This window comes from Brevibacterium picturae (assembly GCF_900105045.1).
GTDB classification, from domain to species: Bacteria; Actinomycetota; Actinomycetes; order Actinomycetales; family Brevibacteriaceae; genus Brevibacterium; species Brevibacterium picturae.
On sequence record NZ_LT629739.1, the window covers coordinates 417766 to 434717 of the forward strand.

Annotated in this window: 14 protein-coding genes; 11 read left to right on the forward strand and 3 right to left on the reverse strand. The window is 63.5% G+C overall.

Annotated features, from left to right (window positions below; all coding sequences use genetic code 11):
* Window positions 1–3: 3 nt before the first annotated feature.
* Entirely contained in the window at window positions 4–1458 is a 1455-nt protein-coding gene (locus tag BLT92_RS01940) for a dihydrolipoyl dehydrogenase family protein (protein ID WP_092102527.1), read from the forward strand.
* A gap of 126 nt (window positions 1459–1584) precedes the next feature.
* A complete protein-coding gene (locus BLT92_RS01945; RefSeq protein WP_092102531.1) occupies window positions 1585–2373 on the forward strand; it encodes a fructosamine kinase family protein in 789 nt (262 codons plus the stop codon).
* A 119-nt stretch (window positions 2374–2492) separates the two neighbouring features.
* Here BLT92_RS01945 and BLT92_RS01950 read toward each other — a convergent pair whose 3' ends face one another.
* A complete protein-coding gene (locus tag BLT92_RS01950) occupies window positions 2493–3380 on the reverse strand; it encodes a DUF4352 domain-containing protein (protein ID WP_092102534.1) in 888 nt (295 codons plus the stop codon).
* Between the two features lie 173 nt (window positions 3381–3553).
* Here BLT92_RS01950 and BLT92_RS01955 point away from each other — a divergent pair, with 173 nt between their 5' ends.
* A complete protein-coding gene (locus BLT92_RS01955; RefSeq protein ID WP_231938975.1) occupies window positions 3554–4996 on the forward strand; it encodes a sensor histidine kinase in 1443 nt (480 codons plus the stop codon).
* Between the two features lie 46 nt (window positions 4997–5042).
* A complete protein-coding gene (locus BLT92_RS01960) occupies window positions 5043–5738 on the forward strand; it encodes a response regulator transcription factor (RefSeq protein WP_092102537.1) in 696 nt (231 codons plus the stop codon).
* Between the two features lie 287 nt (window positions 5739–6025).
* Here the strand turns inward: BLT92_RS01960 and BLT92_RS01970 are convergent, their stop codons facing one another.
* Window positions 6026–7306: an ISL3 family transposase gene (locus BLT92_RS01970; RefSeq protein WP_092102543.1), complete on the reverse strand. Its 1281-nt coding sequence runs from the start codon at window positions 7304–7306 to the stop codon at window positions 6026–6028.
* Window positions 7307–7428: 122 nt separating this feature from the next.
* Window positions 7429–8244, reverse strand: a complete 816-nt coding sequence (locus BLT92_RS01975; protein WP_092102546.1) for a PaaX family transcriptional regulator — start codon at window positions 8242–8244, stop codon at window positions 7429–7431.
* A 187-nt stretch (window positions 8245–8431) separates the two neighbouring features.
* Here BLT92_RS01975 and BLT92_RS01980 point away from each other — a divergent pair, with 187 nt between their 5' ends.
* The 7 genes from BLT92_RS01980 to BLT92_RS02010 are packed head-to-tail and all read left to right on the forward strand — an operon-like array spanning window position 8432 to window position 16733.
* Entirely contained in the window at window positions 8432–9847 is a 1416-nt protein-coding gene (locus BLT92_RS01980; protein WP_092102549.1) for an MFS transporter, read from the forward strand.
* Window positions 9844–11457 (forward strand): acyl-CoA synthetase, encoded by a 1614-nt coding sequence (locus tag BLT92_RS01985; protein ID WP_197679655.1) that lies wholly within the window; start codon window positions 9844–9846, stop codon window positions 11455–11457. Before BLT92_RS01980 ends, BLT92_RS01985 begins: the two co-directional genes overlap by 4 nt.
* Window positions 11454–12278: a crotonase/enoyl-CoA hydratase family protein gene (locus BLT92_RS01990; protein ID WP_092102552.1), complete on the forward strand. Its 825-nt coding sequence runs from the start codon at window positions 11454–11456 to the stop codon at window positions 12276–12278. The genes BLT92_RS01985 and BLT92_RS01990 overlap by 4 nt, the downstream gene beginning before the upstream one ends.
* Before the next feature lie 11 nt (window positions 12279–12289).
* Complete coding sequence (locus BLT92_RS01995) at window positions 12290–14332, forward strand: acetoacetate--CoA ligase (protein WP_092108679.1); 2043 nt, start codon at window positions 12290–12292, stop codon at window positions 14330–14332.
* Window positions 14329–15261, forward strand: coding sequence for a 3-hydroxyacyl-CoA dehydrogenase NAD-binding domain-containing protein (locus BLT92_RS02000; protein WP_092102554.1), 933 nt, complete (start codon window positions 14329–14331; stop codon window positions 15259–15261). The genes BLT92_RS01995 and BLT92_RS02000 overlap by 4 nt, the downstream gene beginning before the upstream one ends.
* 28 nt (window positions 15262–15289) lie before the next feature.
* Window positions 15290–16174, forward strand: a complete 885-nt coding sequence (locus BLT92_RS02005; protein WP_092102556.1) for an amidohydrolase family protein — start codon at window positions 15290–15292, stop codon at window positions 16172–16174.
* 43 nt (window positions 16175–16217) lie between these two features.
* Window positions 16218–16733 carry a hypothetical protein gene (locus BLT92_RS02010; RefSeq protein ID WP_157691304.1) on the forward strand — a complete coding sequence of 172 codons (516 nt, stop codon included), beginning with the start codon at window positions 16218–16220 and terminating at the stop codon, window positions 16731–16733.
* The last annotated feature ends 219 nt before the right edge of the window (window positions 16734–16952 follow it).

Genomic DNA, 16952 nt, shown 5'->3' on the forward strand with positions numbered 1-16952 from the left:
GATATGAGTACCGAAGACGTCAACACCGACAACGCTGAAACGCTGACCACCGATGTCATCGTCATCGGTGGCGGCCCGGTTGGTGAGAACGCGGCCCAGTACGCGACCGAAGACTCTGTTCTTGAGGCGGTCATCATCGAGGAGGAGCTGCTGGGCGGTGAGTGCTCGTACTTTGCATGCATCCCTTCGAAGACGATGCTGCGCACCATCGAACTTGCCCACGCGACACAACACCTGGATGGCCTCGACGGTGCACGCATCGATGGTGATGCGCTGATGAAGCGGCGCGATGAGTGGGTTTCTCATTACGATGACACGGGCCAGATCGACTGGGCCCAAGGGGCCGGTCTGCGAGTCGAACGCGGCCACGCGCAGCTCATCGGTGATCGGCGAGTCCTGATCAACGAACCGAAGCCGGTGGTCGTAGAAGCTCGGCATGCTGTCGTCATTGCCACTGGTTCTCAGCCCACCGTGCCGTCGACGTTTGTCGATGTCGCGCCTTGGTTGTCCCGCGACGCTACCGGCGTTCGGGAGGTGCCGGAGACGTTGCTCATCGTCGGTGGCGGTGTAGTTGCTGTGGAGGCTGCGACCTGGATGGCAGCTCTGGGTACTCACGTGCGGATGCTCGTGCGCGGCGACGGCCTTCTGTCCGGCCAGGAACCGTTCGCAGGAGACCATGTCGCCCAGGCACTTGGGAATGCGGGAGTCACTATCGACCTGGGGACCTCGGTGGATTCTTGCTACCGTCCGGGTGCCAAGGACACCGGGCTGGGCCGGATCCACGGTGGGCAGGTCACGGTGCAGACGCTCGGCCCCACCGGAGAGTCCACCGTCACAGCAGATGAAATCCTGGTCGCGACGGGGCGACAGCCTCGACTCAATGATCTCGGACTCGAGAGCGTGGGACTCACTGACGAGGACGTCACCGCGGGACGCTTGCCCGATTGGCTGCATGCCGTCGGGGATGCCAGTGGTGAAGCGCAGCTGACTCATTGGGGCAAGTACCAGGCGCGAGTGGTTGGCGCACAGGTCCGGGCCCGCGCCACAGGCGAACGGTCCGAATCTGTCCCGGAGAACGTGCCGGCGCCGCAAGTCGTCTACAGCGACCCCCAGGTCACCTCGGTGGGAATGACGGAGGCCGAAGCACGCAAAGACGGGCACGAGGTCGAGGTCTCCCAGCTGCCGTACAACAGCAGCGCCGGAACATCGCTTCTGCGCGATGATGCCACCGGCACGGCACAGATCGTGGTCGATGCCCGCTCTGGGATGCTCCTCGGAGCCGCGTTCGTCGGCCCAGATGCGGCCGAACTGATCCATCCGGCGACAGTCGCGATCGTCGGGAACCTGCCCGTGCATGTGCTGCGCCACGCGGTTCCAAGCTTCCCTGCGGCCTCGGAACTGTGGCTGCCGTTATTGGAGGGCCTGCCTCGGCGGTTGCGACTGCCCGACCGCGAGTGACGACGCCGATCCCCTGGGCCCGTTGCTTCCCTTTGTACAAATCTGATCAACCGCCCATTGGTGGACATGACGGTTCGGCGAAACTGTTCAATAAGGGACGGCGAAACTGTAATCTTGGGTAGGGCCATGGAAATTTACGTCAAGCAACGCACCGGCGCCCCACGCGGGTTCTTCGCCGCCGAGGCTGCCGGTCTCGAATGGCTGGCCGAGCCGGATGTCATGCCCGTCGTCGGCGTCATCGATCACGATAAGACGAGTCTGCGACTCGACCGCGTCGAAGAGACCAGCCCGGATGCGCATTCGGCCTTCGCTTTCGGCCGTCGGCTCGCTCTTCTCCATGATTCCGGTGCTCCGGCTTTCGGCTGGGCACCAGCTGAACCAGCGTGGTTCGGTCCGCTCGAGGCTCCGTTCGAAGTTGAGGTCGCATCATGCGCTTCGTTCACCGAGCTCTGGGTGGCGACCCGGTTGGAGCCGGTGGCGACCGACATCGCCGATCAACTGTCGAAGGACGACCAGGCGACCATCACCTCGGCGATCAACGCCATCGCCGGCGGCGCCTTTGACGGGATCGCCGGACAAGGCACAGAGGCTCCTGCCAGGGTCCACGGTGACCTTTGGGCCGGAAACCTCATGTGGACGCCCAACGGCTGCACCCTCATCGACCCTGCTGCCCATGGTGGGCACCGCCTCGAGGACCTCGCCATGCTCACACTGTTCGGCACACCGTTCCTCGATGACATCTTCTCCGGCTACGAGGCGGTCCATCCGATGCCGGATAGCTGGCGAGACGATCTTCCCGTACACAACTTCTTCGCCCTGCTCGCACACGTCAAGCTCTTCGGCGCAGGCTTCCTCGGGCAGACGCTCAACGCGGCGCGTGCGATCATCGGCCGGGCCAAAGAACTCAAGGCTTAGACAAATATGGGGAGCGGCTCGATCCCAAAGCTGGACCGAGCCGCTCCCTGCGCGAAGCCACGATGGCTCCGTAGCCGTATTCGCACCACATCGTGCCAATGCGACTGTCGTATGTGCGCCTACTTCAGCGAGATCTCGATCGGGTCGGAGAAGATGCCGCCTTCGAAGGAGAGCCGATCGGGGTTGACGTCCTCAGGCACGTCGTAGACCAGTACACCCTCGGCGGTATTGCCGGGGTTGATCTCTTCGAGGAAGAGGAGGGAGTTCTCGTCGACGTAGATGCCGGCTTCGGAGTCGGTGGAGTAGGTGTTGCCTGACTCGTCGCCGAGCTTGATGTTGTCTTCGAAGAAGTAGTCCGGCTCCGACTCTGTGTTCTTCACCGACAGCGCCACCGTGACGAACTGTCCCTGGGCCTCGGCACCCATGAACTCGTCACCGACCGATGCCACACCGTCTTCGACCTTGTTGACGGTGATTTCCCATCCGTCGGCCGTGACCGCATCGCCGATGCCATACTCGGCCGTCGCCGCAGCAGGATCGTCCCCACCGTCGTCGGCAGGTGCCTTCTCATCCTTCTGCTCGGCGCCCGCGACCTTCTCCTCTTGTGCAGACGAGGCACCGGCTTCATCGGCTGTGTCCTCTCCGCCGCCACCAAGCGCGCTGAACATCGCGATGACAACGATGATGGCAAGAAGCCAGAACCACCAGCGTTTGAGCAGCGGTTTCTTCTGCTTCGCCGGCTTCTGACCGTAGGGTCCGCCGACGTACCCCTGCTGTCGTGGATGCTCACCTGGGTAGCCGGGCTGCGCTCCGGGGTATCCCTGCGCCGAGCCTGCGGCCGGGAACGACCCCGAGGTGAGGCCCGCGCCGTTCGCTCCGAGCTGGTTGGGGCCGGACTGCGCGTACTGCGGCGCCCACTGCTGAGGGCCTGCCGACTGGGAGCCGGGTTGCTGAGGACCTGGCTCCTGGGGCTGGCCGGGGTTCTGGGGTGCGTGTGGGTTGGACATGATGCTCCTTGAAAGACTGCCGGAAAAGGCTGTGACGTGCTGACTCGTCAAGCCTCGCGGGTTCGCAGGATTTCCACGTCCACCTATTGGATCGAACCGACTAGCCGATCGGTTGAGTCGGTCCACCCAATGGGTGGACTACGTGTGTCAGAGCCCGCGGCTACTATTCATGTGTGTCAGGTCAACCATTTCCTCAGCAGCGCCCTGAGAACCTCGCCCGCCCACGGCGGCGCCGGGTTCCCCAGTGGGTACGCATCGCCGTGAGCATCGTCATCGGTGTGATCCTCTTCCTCTTCGGGCTCTTCACCTCGGTGATGGCGCTGACGTCGAACACGTGGGCCTTCGCCGACGGCATCATCAGCAACACGGGGATGCTGGCAGTCCTCCTCCTCGTACCTGTGTGGGGAACAGTCTTTCTCCGACACAAGTGGCCCTGGGCCCCCTTCATCGCCGGTGCCCTGCTCACCATTGGGTGGGGTGATGCCCTCCTGCTGCTCATCGGTCTCTTCCACCTCGTCATCCGCGCATCGAAACGGCAGGCAATCGTCGCCTCGGCGGCAGCATCGGTCCTGGTCATCGCCTCCACCGTGCGCATGTGCCTGTCACCAGTCCAGCTCAATCCCTTCGCCATCATGTTCCTGCCCGACCCCGAGCAGATGACGAACCTCGACGCGCCCGCTCCCCCGGCCGATGCGCTGCTGGCCATCACCCTCGTGACCATCGCGGCGGCGATAATCGGACTCGGAACCAGCCTCGGCGTCGGGTCCCTGCTGCGCCGGACAAAACGAATGAAAGCCGTCGAGACGATCGCTGCGCGTGAGACCCAGCGCAATGATTCCCTGTCCGCCCAGATCGCCCGCCAATCCGAACGCGAACTCCTCGCCCGCGAACTCCACGACACGCTCTCCCACCGACTCTCGGTCATCTCCCTGCACAGCGGTGCCCTCGAGGTCGGCGGCAAGGATGATCCCGGTGTTGCCTCGACTGCTTCGGCGCTGCGTCAGGAGGCGCACGCATCCCTGGAAGACCTGCGGCATCTTGTCGGCGGAGTCCGTGAGGGGACGTTGGCCAATCCCAGTCCGCTGAAGGAGGCGTCGACTCCCCCGAGCCTGACCTCGATGCGTTCGATCCCGCAGCTGGTCGCTTCGGTGCAGTCCACCGGCACGATCATTCGTCCCTCGATCATCATCCAGGATGTCGAGTCCGCGTCCACGGTCCTCGATCGCGCGGTGTATCGGATCGTCCAGGAGTCGCTGACGAATGCGATGAAGCATGCCCCTGGTGCGCCAGTGACTCTCGGGGTCACAGTCTCGGCCGATCTCGGGGCCCGGGTCGTCATCGCTAACCCCGCTCCGCCGACGGCTCAGCGTTTGCAGCATCCACGCAGCATCTCCGCCGAGGCGGGTCCCGGCATTCCGCCCTACCCCACCTCGGCGCCTCGCGTAGGTCCAACCAATCCTGGCGCTCAGCAGTCTCTGTCCTCGACAGGTGCCGGCGCCGGTCTCGTCGGAATTCGGGAACGAGTGGCGATGCTCGACGGCGAGGTCTTCATCGGTGTCCGTGACGGCTCATTCGTCGTCGAGGTGACGCTTCCACCGTTCGAACGTCAGGGCTGAACACTCTGAACTATCGATGTCATACCCCTCGGGTAATGTGTCGACCATGAGCCAGAACGCTGCCCCGATCCGGGTGATCGTCGTCGATGACGACCCGATGGTCGTCACCGGGATCACTGGGATCCTCCATCCTGCCGAGGACATTGAGCTTGTGGGATCCGCCTCGAGCGGCGAAGAAGCCCTCGACAAGGCGGCACTGCATTTTCCCGATGTGGTTCTCACGGACATTCGGATGCCCGGAATCGGCGGAATCGAAGCGATCGAGCGCCTCGTCAACAGCGTCCGACCGCCCCAGGTCGTTGCGTTGACGAGCTTCGACACCGACGACTACCTCTTCCGTGCCCTCGAGGCCGGTGCCGCAGGTTACCTGCTCAAGGACATCGCTCCGGTCGCCCTCGCCGAGGCGATCCGCAAAGTCCACGTCGGCGAGCCCATCCTCTCGCCCCGGTCGATGCGGCAGCTGATCACGAAGGTGACGACCGGTCAGGACCAACGTCGGCAGCGTGAGGCCGAGGAGATGCTGGCCGACCTCACCGAACGCGAGCTCGAGATCGCGATCCTCGTGGCTCAAGGCCTGTCGAACCAGGAGATCGCCGACGCGACCTTCATGAGCACCGCCACCGTGAAGACCCACCTCAACCGCATCAACATCAAGTTGGACACGAGCAATCGGGTTCATATTGCAGTGGCCGTGGAGCGGGCTGGTGTGAGCAGTGCTGGGGAGGCGGGGCAGAGGCACTGAGCACTGGTTGAAGCCAAAGATCCGCATGCCCGCTGCTTCCCCGAATACACCGCCTCACACCGGCTCCACTTATAGCAAGTACCCCACAGGAGCAACCAATTGCGCGAATTCGGTCAATGAGTATAGAGCTCCGACGATACAGGCCGTATAGATGATCGATTTCCATATCTTCATTTGCGCCACCCTGATGAGGAAGACCAGTGAGAAAATACCCGTTCCCACTAGTAACCCCAGCACGAATACCAGCCAGATATAGACGAGCACCCAGGCCACGGATATGCGGCTCTTCATAAATAGGGCTGTAGGAGCCTGCCCATTCCTCCGGCATGGAGGAGTGATCGGATGAGATAGTTGCCCCGGTTACGGAATCCCAACGCGATACCCCGCAGATGCTCCAGCCTGCCGTTGATCGCTTCCGTGGGCCCGTTCGACGTTCCCGGATGATCGAAATACGCCAGAATATCGGTACGCCGGCGTTGAAACGTCGTTCGTAGACTCCGCAACTCCTTCAACTCATCCGGGATCGTGTCGGCCAGCTTGTCGATGAGCCCGGCCATGATCGTTTTGCCTTTCTTCGGGCCGGCCGCGTAGGCCTTGATCGTGTCTTGGTAGAACTGCCAACACACCACCAAAGCAGCATGATTATCGGCGACGAAGACCGTGTTGAGTCGGTGTTTCTGCTTCTCAGATAGCAGCCCAACTCGGGTACGGATCGTTTTCCGAATCCCGTACAAGTCATCACCAGACCGGCCCCGACGACCATGAAGCTCGGTCTGGAGGCGTCTCCTTGTCTCATCGAGCTTCGTTCCAACGAGAGCAACAACGTGGAAGGGATCCATGACCGTGACCGCGTCCGGGACTACTTCGGTCGCGGCTTTCTTGTACCCGGCGAAGGCATCCATAGCGACGTGGGCGATCCCGGTCCGGAAATCATCGGGCTGATTGTTGAGCCAATCAGAAAACACGTCGGCCGAACGGCCGGGAACGATGTCGATCAACCGTGCTGGCCTGTTGGTGAGGTCGACGATGACGGTGACCCACCGGTCGAGACCGCGATGGGACCAGCAATGTTCATCGACGCCGATCGTGGTGACCCCATCAAGCCTGGTCGCATCGGCAAGCAACAACGTCCGGCCGAGATCAAGCACTGCCGAACAGACTGTGTTCCACGACGTCGCGAGGTTCTTCGCGATGGCGTGGATGCTCATCTTGTCGACTACGACGGATTTCAAAGCCCACAGACGTGCGGGCCGAGAAAGCTTCGAGCGGCCCACACACGCCTTCGACGGTGACTGCGACCACCGGCGATCGCAGCTGAGGCACGCGTACGTGCGGATGCGGATGGCCAAGGTCACGGCTGTCAGCCCGATCGGGGGATGGACGAGCCGGCGGATCCGTGTGGATCGGACTCGACCCGGCGCCTGGCATTCGGGACAGTCGGCGTTGCCGTCGGTGATCAGGCACAACACGGTCAAGTGCCTACCTGTGTGGTGTTGGCCGATCGCGGTGAGTCCGAGCTCATCCAGGCGGAGTGTGGTGTCGAGGCAGGGCGGGGTAAAGTTGTGCATCAGGGACCTTGGGTCGTGATGGAGTCTTGAACACCTACATCATTGCACCCAGGGTCCCGTTGTCGTTCGAGGTTGCCTCAGCTCTTGAACACCGCCCTATTTATGAAGAGCCGTGATTCCTGTCACAAAAATGAATAGAGTTCATTCAGATCTCCCGCGAAAAAACCCGACACTGCATGAACTTCCCGAGTGCCCAACTCAGCATCAAGCTCTCGAAACGAAATACTCTGCGCGGCCCCCGGCCATCCCTTCGGCAACAACGTCGCTGGCAGCTGCGGGTCCGTACGCGCAAGAGCCAGCCAATCCAAGTGGAGCTCGACTCGCTTGACCAGCGCGTCAACCGGCGACAGTGAATCCGGATCAACAGCTCGCCACTTCTCGCCGAACGACTCATAGTCGGCGGCCAACTCCGCCAGGTCGAAAGCGCCTGCCAGCATCTCTTCGGACGTCGGGGGCTGAGGCTCGCCATAGACGACAATCGGAGAGATCACCGACTGCTCCGGCCCCAGTATCGTGGCAACATCATGCGGCCCGGGAGCCACCCAAGGGCCGCCATCCACCTGAGCGAAACCAGCCCACGACAGCCTCGACGCCATCTGGTGGCGCAGCGTCCTCTTCGCCTCGGGCACCCGGATGCGCACAAAGGTCCATCGGCCGTCCCAATCCTGGGGCTGCCAGCCGGCGAACATCTTCTCCTGACCCTCGCGCAGAATCGCCCGTCCGCGATCGGAGAGCGTGTAGAAGGTCTTGCGGCCCTCTTTGTGTCGCACGATGAAGTTCTTCGCCGCCATCCGCTGCAGCACGGACCTGGCCGCCGACTCCCCCACACCCAGCCTGCCCATGACGAACACGATCGAGGCCCCGCTCAGCGGCCTGGGATCATCAAGCATGTGCAGGCCGGCGAGCGCGAAGAAGAGTGACTGCGGGTGGACCGTCATGCCTCTACTTTACGGTCTCTACGTCGCCCCGAATCATCTATTAATCGCATTTCATTGACGCCACAACATAATATTGCATAGTATCGAAAACGGTTCGGTCAGCGGCGATCGGCCCCCTTCCCAGCACAGGACACCGCACAGAACGACGAGCCACCCACAGCCAAGCCACACAATCAGCGAGGATCACATGGCTTCCGCGAAATCCACACAGACCAAATCGACACCGATGCTCAAACGAGCAGCCGCCTCGGCGTACCTGGGCAGTGTCATCGAGTACTACGACTTCTTCGTCTACTCCGTCTGCGCAGCACTCGTCTTCAAGGACGTCTTCTTCTCCAACCTCACCCCGGCCATCGGCACCCTGGCCAGCCTGGCTACCTTCGCCACCGGCTACCTGGCCCGGCCCCTGGGCGGCATCATCTTCGGCCACTTCGGCGACAAGCTGGGCCGCAAGCGCATGCTCATCGTCAGCATGTTCACCATCGGCATCGCGTCGACCGCAATCGGCTTGCTGCCCACCTACGACCAGGCAGGGCTCATCGCCCCCGTCCTTCTCATCCTCATCCGCGTCATCCAAGGCGTGGCCATCGGCGGCGAATGGGGCGGGGCCATGCTCATGTCCGCCGAACACTCCACGTCCAACCGCGGCTTCTGGGCCAGCTTCACCAGCGCCGGGGCACCCACCGGCCAGCTCGTCTCCGCGCTCGTCATCGCCGGTACCCTCGCAGCCATGGGCCCCGACGCCTTCATCGCCTGGGGTTGGCGACTGCCGTTCCTCGCCTCGGTCCTCCTGCTGGTCATCGGCGTCATCGTCCGCTCCGCTGTCGATGAGTCACCAGAGTTCCTCGCAGCGAAGAAGCGCACGCCCAAGGCTGGCATCCCGATCCTCGCCACTCTGCGCAAGCAGCCGCTGACACTGCTGCTCGCAGTGGGCGTGGGCCTGTCCGCCTTCATGTTCCAGGGACTGCTCACCACCTATTCCATCGCCTACGGCGTGCAGATCGGCATCGAACGGCAGACGATTCTCAACGCCCTGTCCTTCTCCTCCTTCTTCGCGATCTTCGGCATCATCGGCTGGTCCCGCCTCTCCGACACGATCGGACGCAGGCCCCTCGTCATCGCCGGGGCCGTGTTCATCGCCGTCTGGGGCTTCGCCCTCTTCCCCCTGCTGGAGACGAAGAACGGCATCATCATCACCATCGGCATGGTCGTCGGCCAAGGCATCATCCACCCGATGATCTACGGCCCGCTGGCCGGTCTCTACTCGGAGCTCTTCGACACCGAGCACCGCTACACCGGTGCCTCACTCGGCTATCAGATCGCCGGCATCGGCGCGGGCATCTCGCCCGTCCTCTTCGCCGCGATCATGAGCTCCACCGGATCACCGTCGACCATTCCTCTGTCCATCGTTCTCCTCGTCGTGGCCGCCATCAGCATCCTCTGCATCTGGCGACTCGGTGAGACGAAGTCACGGACCTTGTCCGAACAGCGCTTCGCCGAGACACCGGCTGCCACCGGCGCTGCTCCGACCGGTACCGCTGCCACCGGAACTGCACCGACGACCGACACCCCACCAGCAGCAATGGAAGGACCGACTCAGTGACCTTCACCCACCCCAGCCTGGCCAGGCTCTCCGAACGCCAGGCCACCGACTACGGCGAGAAGACTGCGATCACCTTCGCCGGCATCGACTACTCCTACGTCCAGATGCACGAACGCACACTATCCCGGGCCGCCGACCTCCACTCACGTGGCATTGGCCGAGGCGACCGGGTGGCCTACCTCGGACCCAACCACCCGGCGCTCATTGAAGTCCTCCTCGCCTGCCTGCGCCTGGGAGCGATCTTCATCCCGCTGAACTGGCGGCTGGCCCCCGCCGAACTGGACTATCAGCTCACCCTCGCCGAGGTGGCCCGACTGTACGTCGCCCCCGATATGTCTGAGACCGCCGAGCAACTCAGCGACGCCGTCGCGCAGGAACCGGTGCACTGGGAGGACACAGCCACCTCGGCGAGCGTGCCGGTGGTGCCTGCGGCTGAGGTCACCGGCGACGAACCGGCGTTTCTGCTCTTCACGTCCGGAACGACTGGGCGGCCCAAGGGTGCGGTGCTCTCACACGCGAATCTGCTGTGGAATTCCTTCAACCTTCTGCTCAACTCGGATCTCACCGCCGACGACGTCACGCTGGTCACCGCTCCCCTCTTCCACGTCATCGGCCTCGACCAGCAGGTGATGACCAGCTACCTGCGCGGGGCGCACATGCTCATCGAATCCAAGTGGGACGTGAACCGCGCCTTCGACGCCATCGAGCACGAAGGTCTGACGTGGATGGCCGGGGTGACGACCATGTTCTCCGACATGCTCCAATCACCGAGGTGGAACACCGCCGACCTGTCCTCTCTGCGATTCGTCAACTCCGGTGGCGCACCGATCCCCGTCTCACTCATCGAGGCATTCCAGGCCAAGGACATCATGTTCTGCCAGGGCTACGGACTCACCGAAACCTCCCCCGGATGCACGTTCCTGCCTGCTGCGAACGCGTTGGACAAGGCAGGATCGGCAGGCCGGGGCGTGCCCTTCACCGAGGTGCGCGTCCGTGACCTGGCCGGCAACGACTGCGAAGCCGGAGTCAAGGGCGAGATCGTCGTCCGCGGGCCCAATGTCACCAGCGGCTACTGGAACAACCAGGCCGCGACCGATGCGGCGTTCTCGCCCGGCGGTTGGTTCCACACCGGCGACATCGGCTATCTCGACGCCGAGGGGTTCCTCTTCATCGTCGACCGGCTCAAGGACATGTTCATCTCAGGCGGGGAGAACGTCTATCCCGCCGAGGTGGAATCCGCCCTTTTCGACCACCCTGCCGTGGCCGAGGCCGCCGTCGTCGCGGCCGCCGATGAACGGTGGGGCGAGGTGGGCCACGCCTTCGTCATCGTGTCTGTACCTGAGACCGGGGCTGGCGCTGATGCCGGAGCCGACTCTGCAGCTTCGCCTCCGACCGGAGAAGAACTGCGCGAATTCCTGCTCACCCGGCTGGCCAAATACAAGGTGCCGAAGTACTTCGACCTCGTCGACGAGCTCCCCCGCACCGGCTCCGGGAAGGTTCACAAGGTCTCCCTGCGCACCACCGGCGGACTCGGCGCTCACTCGACAGATTCTTCTGACTCAACCACTGACAGCCACGCACTAACCGCACCATCGAAGGACCACGCATGACCAAGTCCCCTGCTTCCCACCTCACGGACGTCTCCTCCCAGCCGACCACGGTTGAGATCTCCGAGACCCTGCGCTTCACCACCGAAGGCAGCATCGGCATCCTCACCCTCGACCGCCCGGCCAAACGCAACGCCCTTGATGATGCAACGGTGGCGGCCCTAGGCGAGTTCTTCCGCACCCCGCCCGAGGTCTCGGCGATCGTGCTGACGACCGTCGGCGATCACTTCTGCGCTGGCCTCGACCTGTCGGAAATGGCCGAACGCGATGCCGTGGCCGGCCTCCACCACTCCCGCGGCTGGCACAAGACGATGGGCATGATCACTGAGTCCGAAATCCCCGTCGTCGCCGTCCTTCAGGGCGGGGTCATCGGTGGTGGCCTCGAACTCGCCACAGCCGCTCACCTGCGCGTTGCTGAAGAATCTGCGTACTTCGCCCTGCCCGAGGGCAAGCGCGGACTCTTCGTCGGCGGCGGTGCTTCGGTGCGAGTTCCGCGCCTCATCGGACTCAGCCGTGTGCAGGACATGATGCTCACCGGGCGTAAGTTCGATGCCGCAGAAGCCGAAGCAATCGGGCTCATCAACTACCGTGTACCAGTCGGCGAAGGCCTGACCAAGGCCAAAGAGCTCGCGACCTCGATCGCATCGAACTCCCCGGTGACGAACTATGCGATCACCCAGACCCTGCCGCGCATCGTCGAATCCGGGAGAGATGAGGGCTACATGATGGAGTCCCTCATGGCCTCCGTCGCCCAGTCGAGCACCGAAGCCAAGGACCTCATGCGCGCCTTCCTCGACGGCTCCGGCCCCAAGGTCAACAAGTGAGAGGCACCGATATGCCAAAAGTCATCCGCGACGTTCCCACCGACGCCATCGAGACCAGCAACATCGGCGCCTTCCTCACCTGGGTCAACACCAAATTCGGGTACACCTTTGAAGGCTGGGACGATCTCTACACCTGGTCGACCACCGACATCGAAGACTTCTGGGAATCCGTCTGGGAGTACTTCGAGGTCAAGGCTCACAGCCCGTACACCTCGGTGCTCGAAGAACGGGTCATGCCGCACGCGCGCTGGTTCACCGGCGCCACGCTCAACTACACCGAGCACTCCCTGGGTTCACCCGAACAAGCCGACGATGCGGCCGTGACCGCGGTGTCCCAAACCCGTGACGACTTCACACTCACCTTCGCGCAGCTGCGCGCCGAGGTGGCCCGAGTCCGCGCCGGTCTCATCGACCTAGGTGTGAAGAAGGGTGACCGAGTCGTCGGCTATCTGCCCAATCAGCCCGAGGCGCTCGTCGCGTTCCTCGCCGCGGCCAGCATCGGTGCGATCTGGGCCAGCTGCGCCCCCGAATTCGGCACCCAGTCCGTCATCGACCGCTTCAGCCAGGTCGAACCCACCGTGCTGCTGGCGATTCCTGGCTACATGTACGGCAACAAGGCCGTCGACCGCACGGCCGAACTCACCGAGGTCCTCGCAGCACTCCCCACACTGACCCACCTCGTATCCGTCGACTACGGCGAGTTCAGCCTCGATGACGACACACGCGAACAGTTCACGAACGGTGCCGGACTCGACCACGCGATCGACGTCGTCGATTACGCGGGACTCGGGGCCACCTCGGCGACGGGCGGGGACACAACTGCGGGTGAATCCCTCGAATTCGAACCGGTGCCATTCGACCATCCCCTATTCATCCTCTTCTCCTCCGGCACCACCGGTAAGCCGAAGGCCATCGTGCACAGCCACGGCGGCATCCTCCTCGAGACGCTGAAGAACCACAGCCTGCACTTCGATCTGGGACCGGGCAGCCAGTTCTGCTGGTTCTCCACGACCGCGTGGATGATGTGGAACGCTCTCGTCGGCGGATTGGTCGTCGGGTCCTCGATCGTCATGATCGACGGCAACCCGAACTATCCGGATCCCAAGGAACTCTGGCGCATCGCCGCGAACACCGAAGCCACACTCATGGGTGTGGCACCTGGGGCGATCATGTCTGCCCGCAAGGCCGGGTTCAACCCCACCGAGGAGTTCGACCTGTCCGCGGTTTCCCAGTTCGGCGCCGCCGGCGCACCACTGCCCGCCGAGGGCTACGAGTGGGTGTACGACCAGTTCGGCCAGGACGTGCTGCTCAATGTGGGCTGTGGCGGCACCGATGTGTGCACCGGCATCCTCCAGGCCTCCCCGTTGACGCCGGTGTACTCGGGTGAGATGTCGGGAGTCTCCCTCGGATTCGCCGCCACCGCCTTCGACGCCTCCGGCAATGAGGTGGTCGATGGTCTGGGCGAACTCGTCATCACTCAACCGACGCCGTCCATGCCCGTGACCTTCTGGGGCGAGAACGGTGACGCCCGGTACGAGGCAGCGTACTTCGACAAGTACCCCGGCATCTGGCGCCACGGCGACTGGGCGAAATTCACCACCGGCGGCGGAGTCGTCGTCACCGGCCGCTCCGACGCCACCCTCAACCGCGGCGGAGTCCGACTGGGCACCGCGGACTTCTATTCCGTGATCGACACCCTCCCCGAGGTGTCCGATGCCCTGGTCATCCACCTCGAGGACCCGGATGGTGGGATGGGCGAGCTCGTCCTCTTCGTCCAACTCGAAGACGGAGTCTCATCCACCGACGAGCTGGCGGGCCGGATTCGTTCCGCACTGAAGACTCGCTTGTCGCCGCGTCACACCCCCGACGAGGTGGTCCCGGTGACCCGGATTCCGCTGGGCCGGACGGGCAAGAAGCTCGAGGTCCCGGTCAAACGCATCGTCCAAGGTGCCACCGCTGAATCGGTGGCGAGCGCCGGAGCCTTGCAGGACCCACGCTCCCTCGATGAGTATGTGGAGTACGCGCAGACGCGGAAAGCGAAGGTCAACGCATGAGTGGGACTCTCAAGATTGCGATCCTCGGCACCGGAGTCATCGGCGCAGCGTGGGCGACGGGATTTCTCACCGCCGGGCACACGGTCACCGCTTTCGATCCCGCCGAGGGGGCGGAGGAACGGCTGCGCGCACAGGTGGCGAGCTTCGGTGGTGAGGCTGGTACGGGCACCACCTCGGCGCTGGACAACCTCATCTTCGCCCCCAGCCTCGCCGAGGCGGTCGCCGATGCCGACTTCGTGCAGGAGAACGGGCCCGAACGCCTCGAGGTCAAGCAGTCGATGCTCGCCGAGATCGACGCTGCGGCACCCGAGTCCGCGATCATCGCCTCCTCGACCTCCGGATTCGCCCCCAGCCAACTGAACGCCCAGGCGACGAAGGCACCAGGACGCATCGTCGTCGGTCACCCCTTCAACCCGGCGCACCTGGTTCCTCTCGTCGAGGTCGTGCCCTCAGCAGCCACCTCGGCGGCGGTCGTCGACCGGGCACTGGCGATCTACGAAGCCATCGGGAAGAAACCGATCCTCGTACGCGCCGAACTCCCCGGCCATGTGGCCAACCGCCTCCAGGCCGCCATGTGGCAGGAAGCGTACTCCCTGGTCGAACGCGGAGTCGTGACTGTGGCCGACATCGACACGGCGATCGCCTACGGGCCGGGACTGCGGTGGGCGATCCTCGGACCACTCGCACAGCAGTCACTGTCCGGTGGTGCCGGCGGCATGCGGCATGTGCTCGACCATCTGGGGCCACCACAGGAGGTGTGGATGCACGACCTCAAGCAGGTCCACCTCGGCGAGGATCTCAAGGAGAAACTCGTCTCCGGCGTCGATGAGGAACTCGACGGCCGTGATCTGACGGTGCTCGCCCAGCAGCGCGACGACATGCTCCTCGAACTCATCGCCCTCAAACGCAAGTACGGCGAACTGCCGTGACCCCGTCCGCATTCCAAGGAGGACTCCCATGATCTACCGGCCCAACATCGACCTCTCAACGATCACGGCGATCGACGTGCACACTCACGTCGAGGCCGACGACCACCATCACACCTCGCTCGATCGCGAACTCCTCGACGCCTCGGCCGGGTACTTCCGGGCACCGGAACCACGGACTCCCACCGTCGATGACCTCGCCGCCTACTACCGGGAGCGGAACATGGCCGCGGTGATCTTCACCGTCGACGCCAGGACAGCCTTGGGCGGCCATCCCCCGGTCTCGTCCGAGATGATCGCGCAGAAGGCCGCCGAGCACAACGACGTCCTCATCCCCTTCGGCTCCGTCGACCCCCACAACGTCGCCGAGGCGGTCGCCCGCGTCCAGGACCTCGCCGTCAACTACGGGGTCCGCGGCATGAAGTTCCACCCGAGCCTGCAGGGCTTCGATCCCAGCGACCGCAAGTACTACCCGATCTACGAAGCCTGCGCCCAGCACGGGCTCGTCGCCTTGTTCCATACGGGGCAGACGGGAATCGGGGCCGGGCTGCCCGGTGGTCGCGGCATCAAACTGCGTTATTCGGACCCCATGCTGCTCGACGACGTGTCCGCGGATATGCCGGAACTGACGATGATCTTCGCTCACCCTTCGGTGCCGTGGGCCGATGCCTCGATCTCGATCGCCACGCACAAGGCCAACGTGTACATCGACCTCTCCGGCTGGTCACCGAAGTACTTCCCACCACAGCTGACCCGGGCGATCGGGTCGATGCTCAAAACCAAGACGCTCTTCGGCTCCGACTTCCCGCTCATCACGCCCGAACGCTGGATCAACGACTTTGAGGGCTTGGGCATCAAGGAAGAAGCAGTGCCGCTGATCATGAAGGACAACGCTGTGCGGGTGCTGGGGTTGTGAAGTTTTCATTGTGATACGCCGTATCAAGGCGTAATTTTGGTGCATGAGCATCGAATCCGCATCTATGTACGAAGCGGGCCCTTCGGCGCCATTGACGCGCAGCGACAGCGATTTCCTCACCGCTTATACGGACGTCGGCACTGAGGATCTGACGCAGGAAGCAGTTGATGCCGCTGATGCAGAGATTGCTGCCAACCGGTCGGCAGCGGCAATGGACGTGAAAGAGAAGTCCTTTGACACTCAGGAAGTTGCTGCTGCCCTGAGGATGGCGCCGGCAAATGTCCGTCGTGCCGTCCGCGAAGGAGCACTGTTTTCGGTCAAGATCTCTCCAGCCGGACACCACCTGTTTCCGAAATGGCAGTTTCCGTACGGTCGAGCGCTGCCCGGACTGAACGCAGTGATCAGCGCCTTGCCCCGCAGCTATCATCCGCTGAAGATCGAAGAGTTTATGACCAAGGAGTCAGAAGCACTACGCGGAATGTCACCCGTGACGTGGCTGGCCGAGGGCGGAAACGTCGACGACGTGGTGACCCTTGCCGATGAAATGGCATGGGAATGAGTGCGAAGAACCCTCGCATTCCGCATCCACACAGTACAAGCACCCCATGGAATGGAACGGGCTTCGCGAATTCGGACCACTGCGCCAGATGCGGTGGGATCCCCATCCGCTGCCGCTCGACTATCACCCAGAAGTTGGAGTCGCATACTGCCCACTCCCATCTCTATGCCACCGCCTCCGTCGGCGCGTAGACTCAACACCACTTCACAGTCGATTGCG

Excerpts from the sequence above, each read along its gene's own strand:
- BLT92_RS01980 (WP_092102549.1), top strand. The coding sequence starts at position 8,432 with ATGGCTTCCGCGAAATCCACACAGACCAAATCGACACCGATGCTCAAA.
- BLT92_RS01940 (WP_092102527.1), top strand. The coding sequence starts at position 4 with ATGAGTACCGAAGACGTCAACACCGACAACGCTGAAACGCTGACCACC.
- BLT92_RS01970 (WP_092102543.1), bottom strand. The coding sequence starts at position 7,306 with ATGCACAACTTTACCCCGCCCTGCCTCGACACCACACTCCGCCTGGAT.
- BLT92_RS01945 (WP_092102531.1), top strand. The coding sequence starts at position 1,585 with ATGGAAATTTACGTCAAGCAACGCACCGGCGCCCCACGCGGGTTCTTC.
- BLT92_RS01990 (WP_092102552.1), top strand. The coding sequence starts at position 11,454 with ATGACCAAGTCCCCTGCTTCCCACCTCACGGACGTCTCCTCCCAGCCG.
- BLT92_RS01995 (WP_092108679.1), top strand. The coding sequence starts at position 12,290 with ATGCCAAAAGTCATCCGCGACGTTCCCACCGACGCCATCGAGACCAGC.
- BLT92_RS02000 (WP_092102554.1), top strand. The coding sequence starts at position 14,329 with ATGAGTGGGACTCTCAAGATTGCGATCCTCGGCACCGGAGTCATCGGC.
- BLT92_RS02005 (WP_092102556.1), top strand. The coding sequence starts at position 15,290 with ATGATCTACCGGCCCAACATCGACCTCTCAACGATCACGGCGATCGAC.
- BLT92_RS02010 (WP_157691304.1), top strand. The coding sequence starts at position 16,218 with ATGAGCATCGAATCCGCATCTATGTACGAAGCGGGCCCTTCGGCGCCA.
- BLT92_RS01950 (WP_092102534.1), bottom strand. The coding sequence starts at position 3,380 with ATGTCCAACCCACACGCACCCCAGAACCCCGGCCAGCCCCAGGAGCCA.
- BLT92_RS01960 (WP_092102537.1), top strand. The coding sequence starts at position 5,043 with ATGAGCCAGAACGCTGCCCCGATCCGGGTGATCGTCGTCGATGACGAC.
- BLT92_RS01975 (WP_092102546.1), bottom strand. The coding sequence starts at position 8,244 with ATGACGGTCCACCCGCAGTCACTCTTCTTCGCGCTCGCCGGCCTGCAC.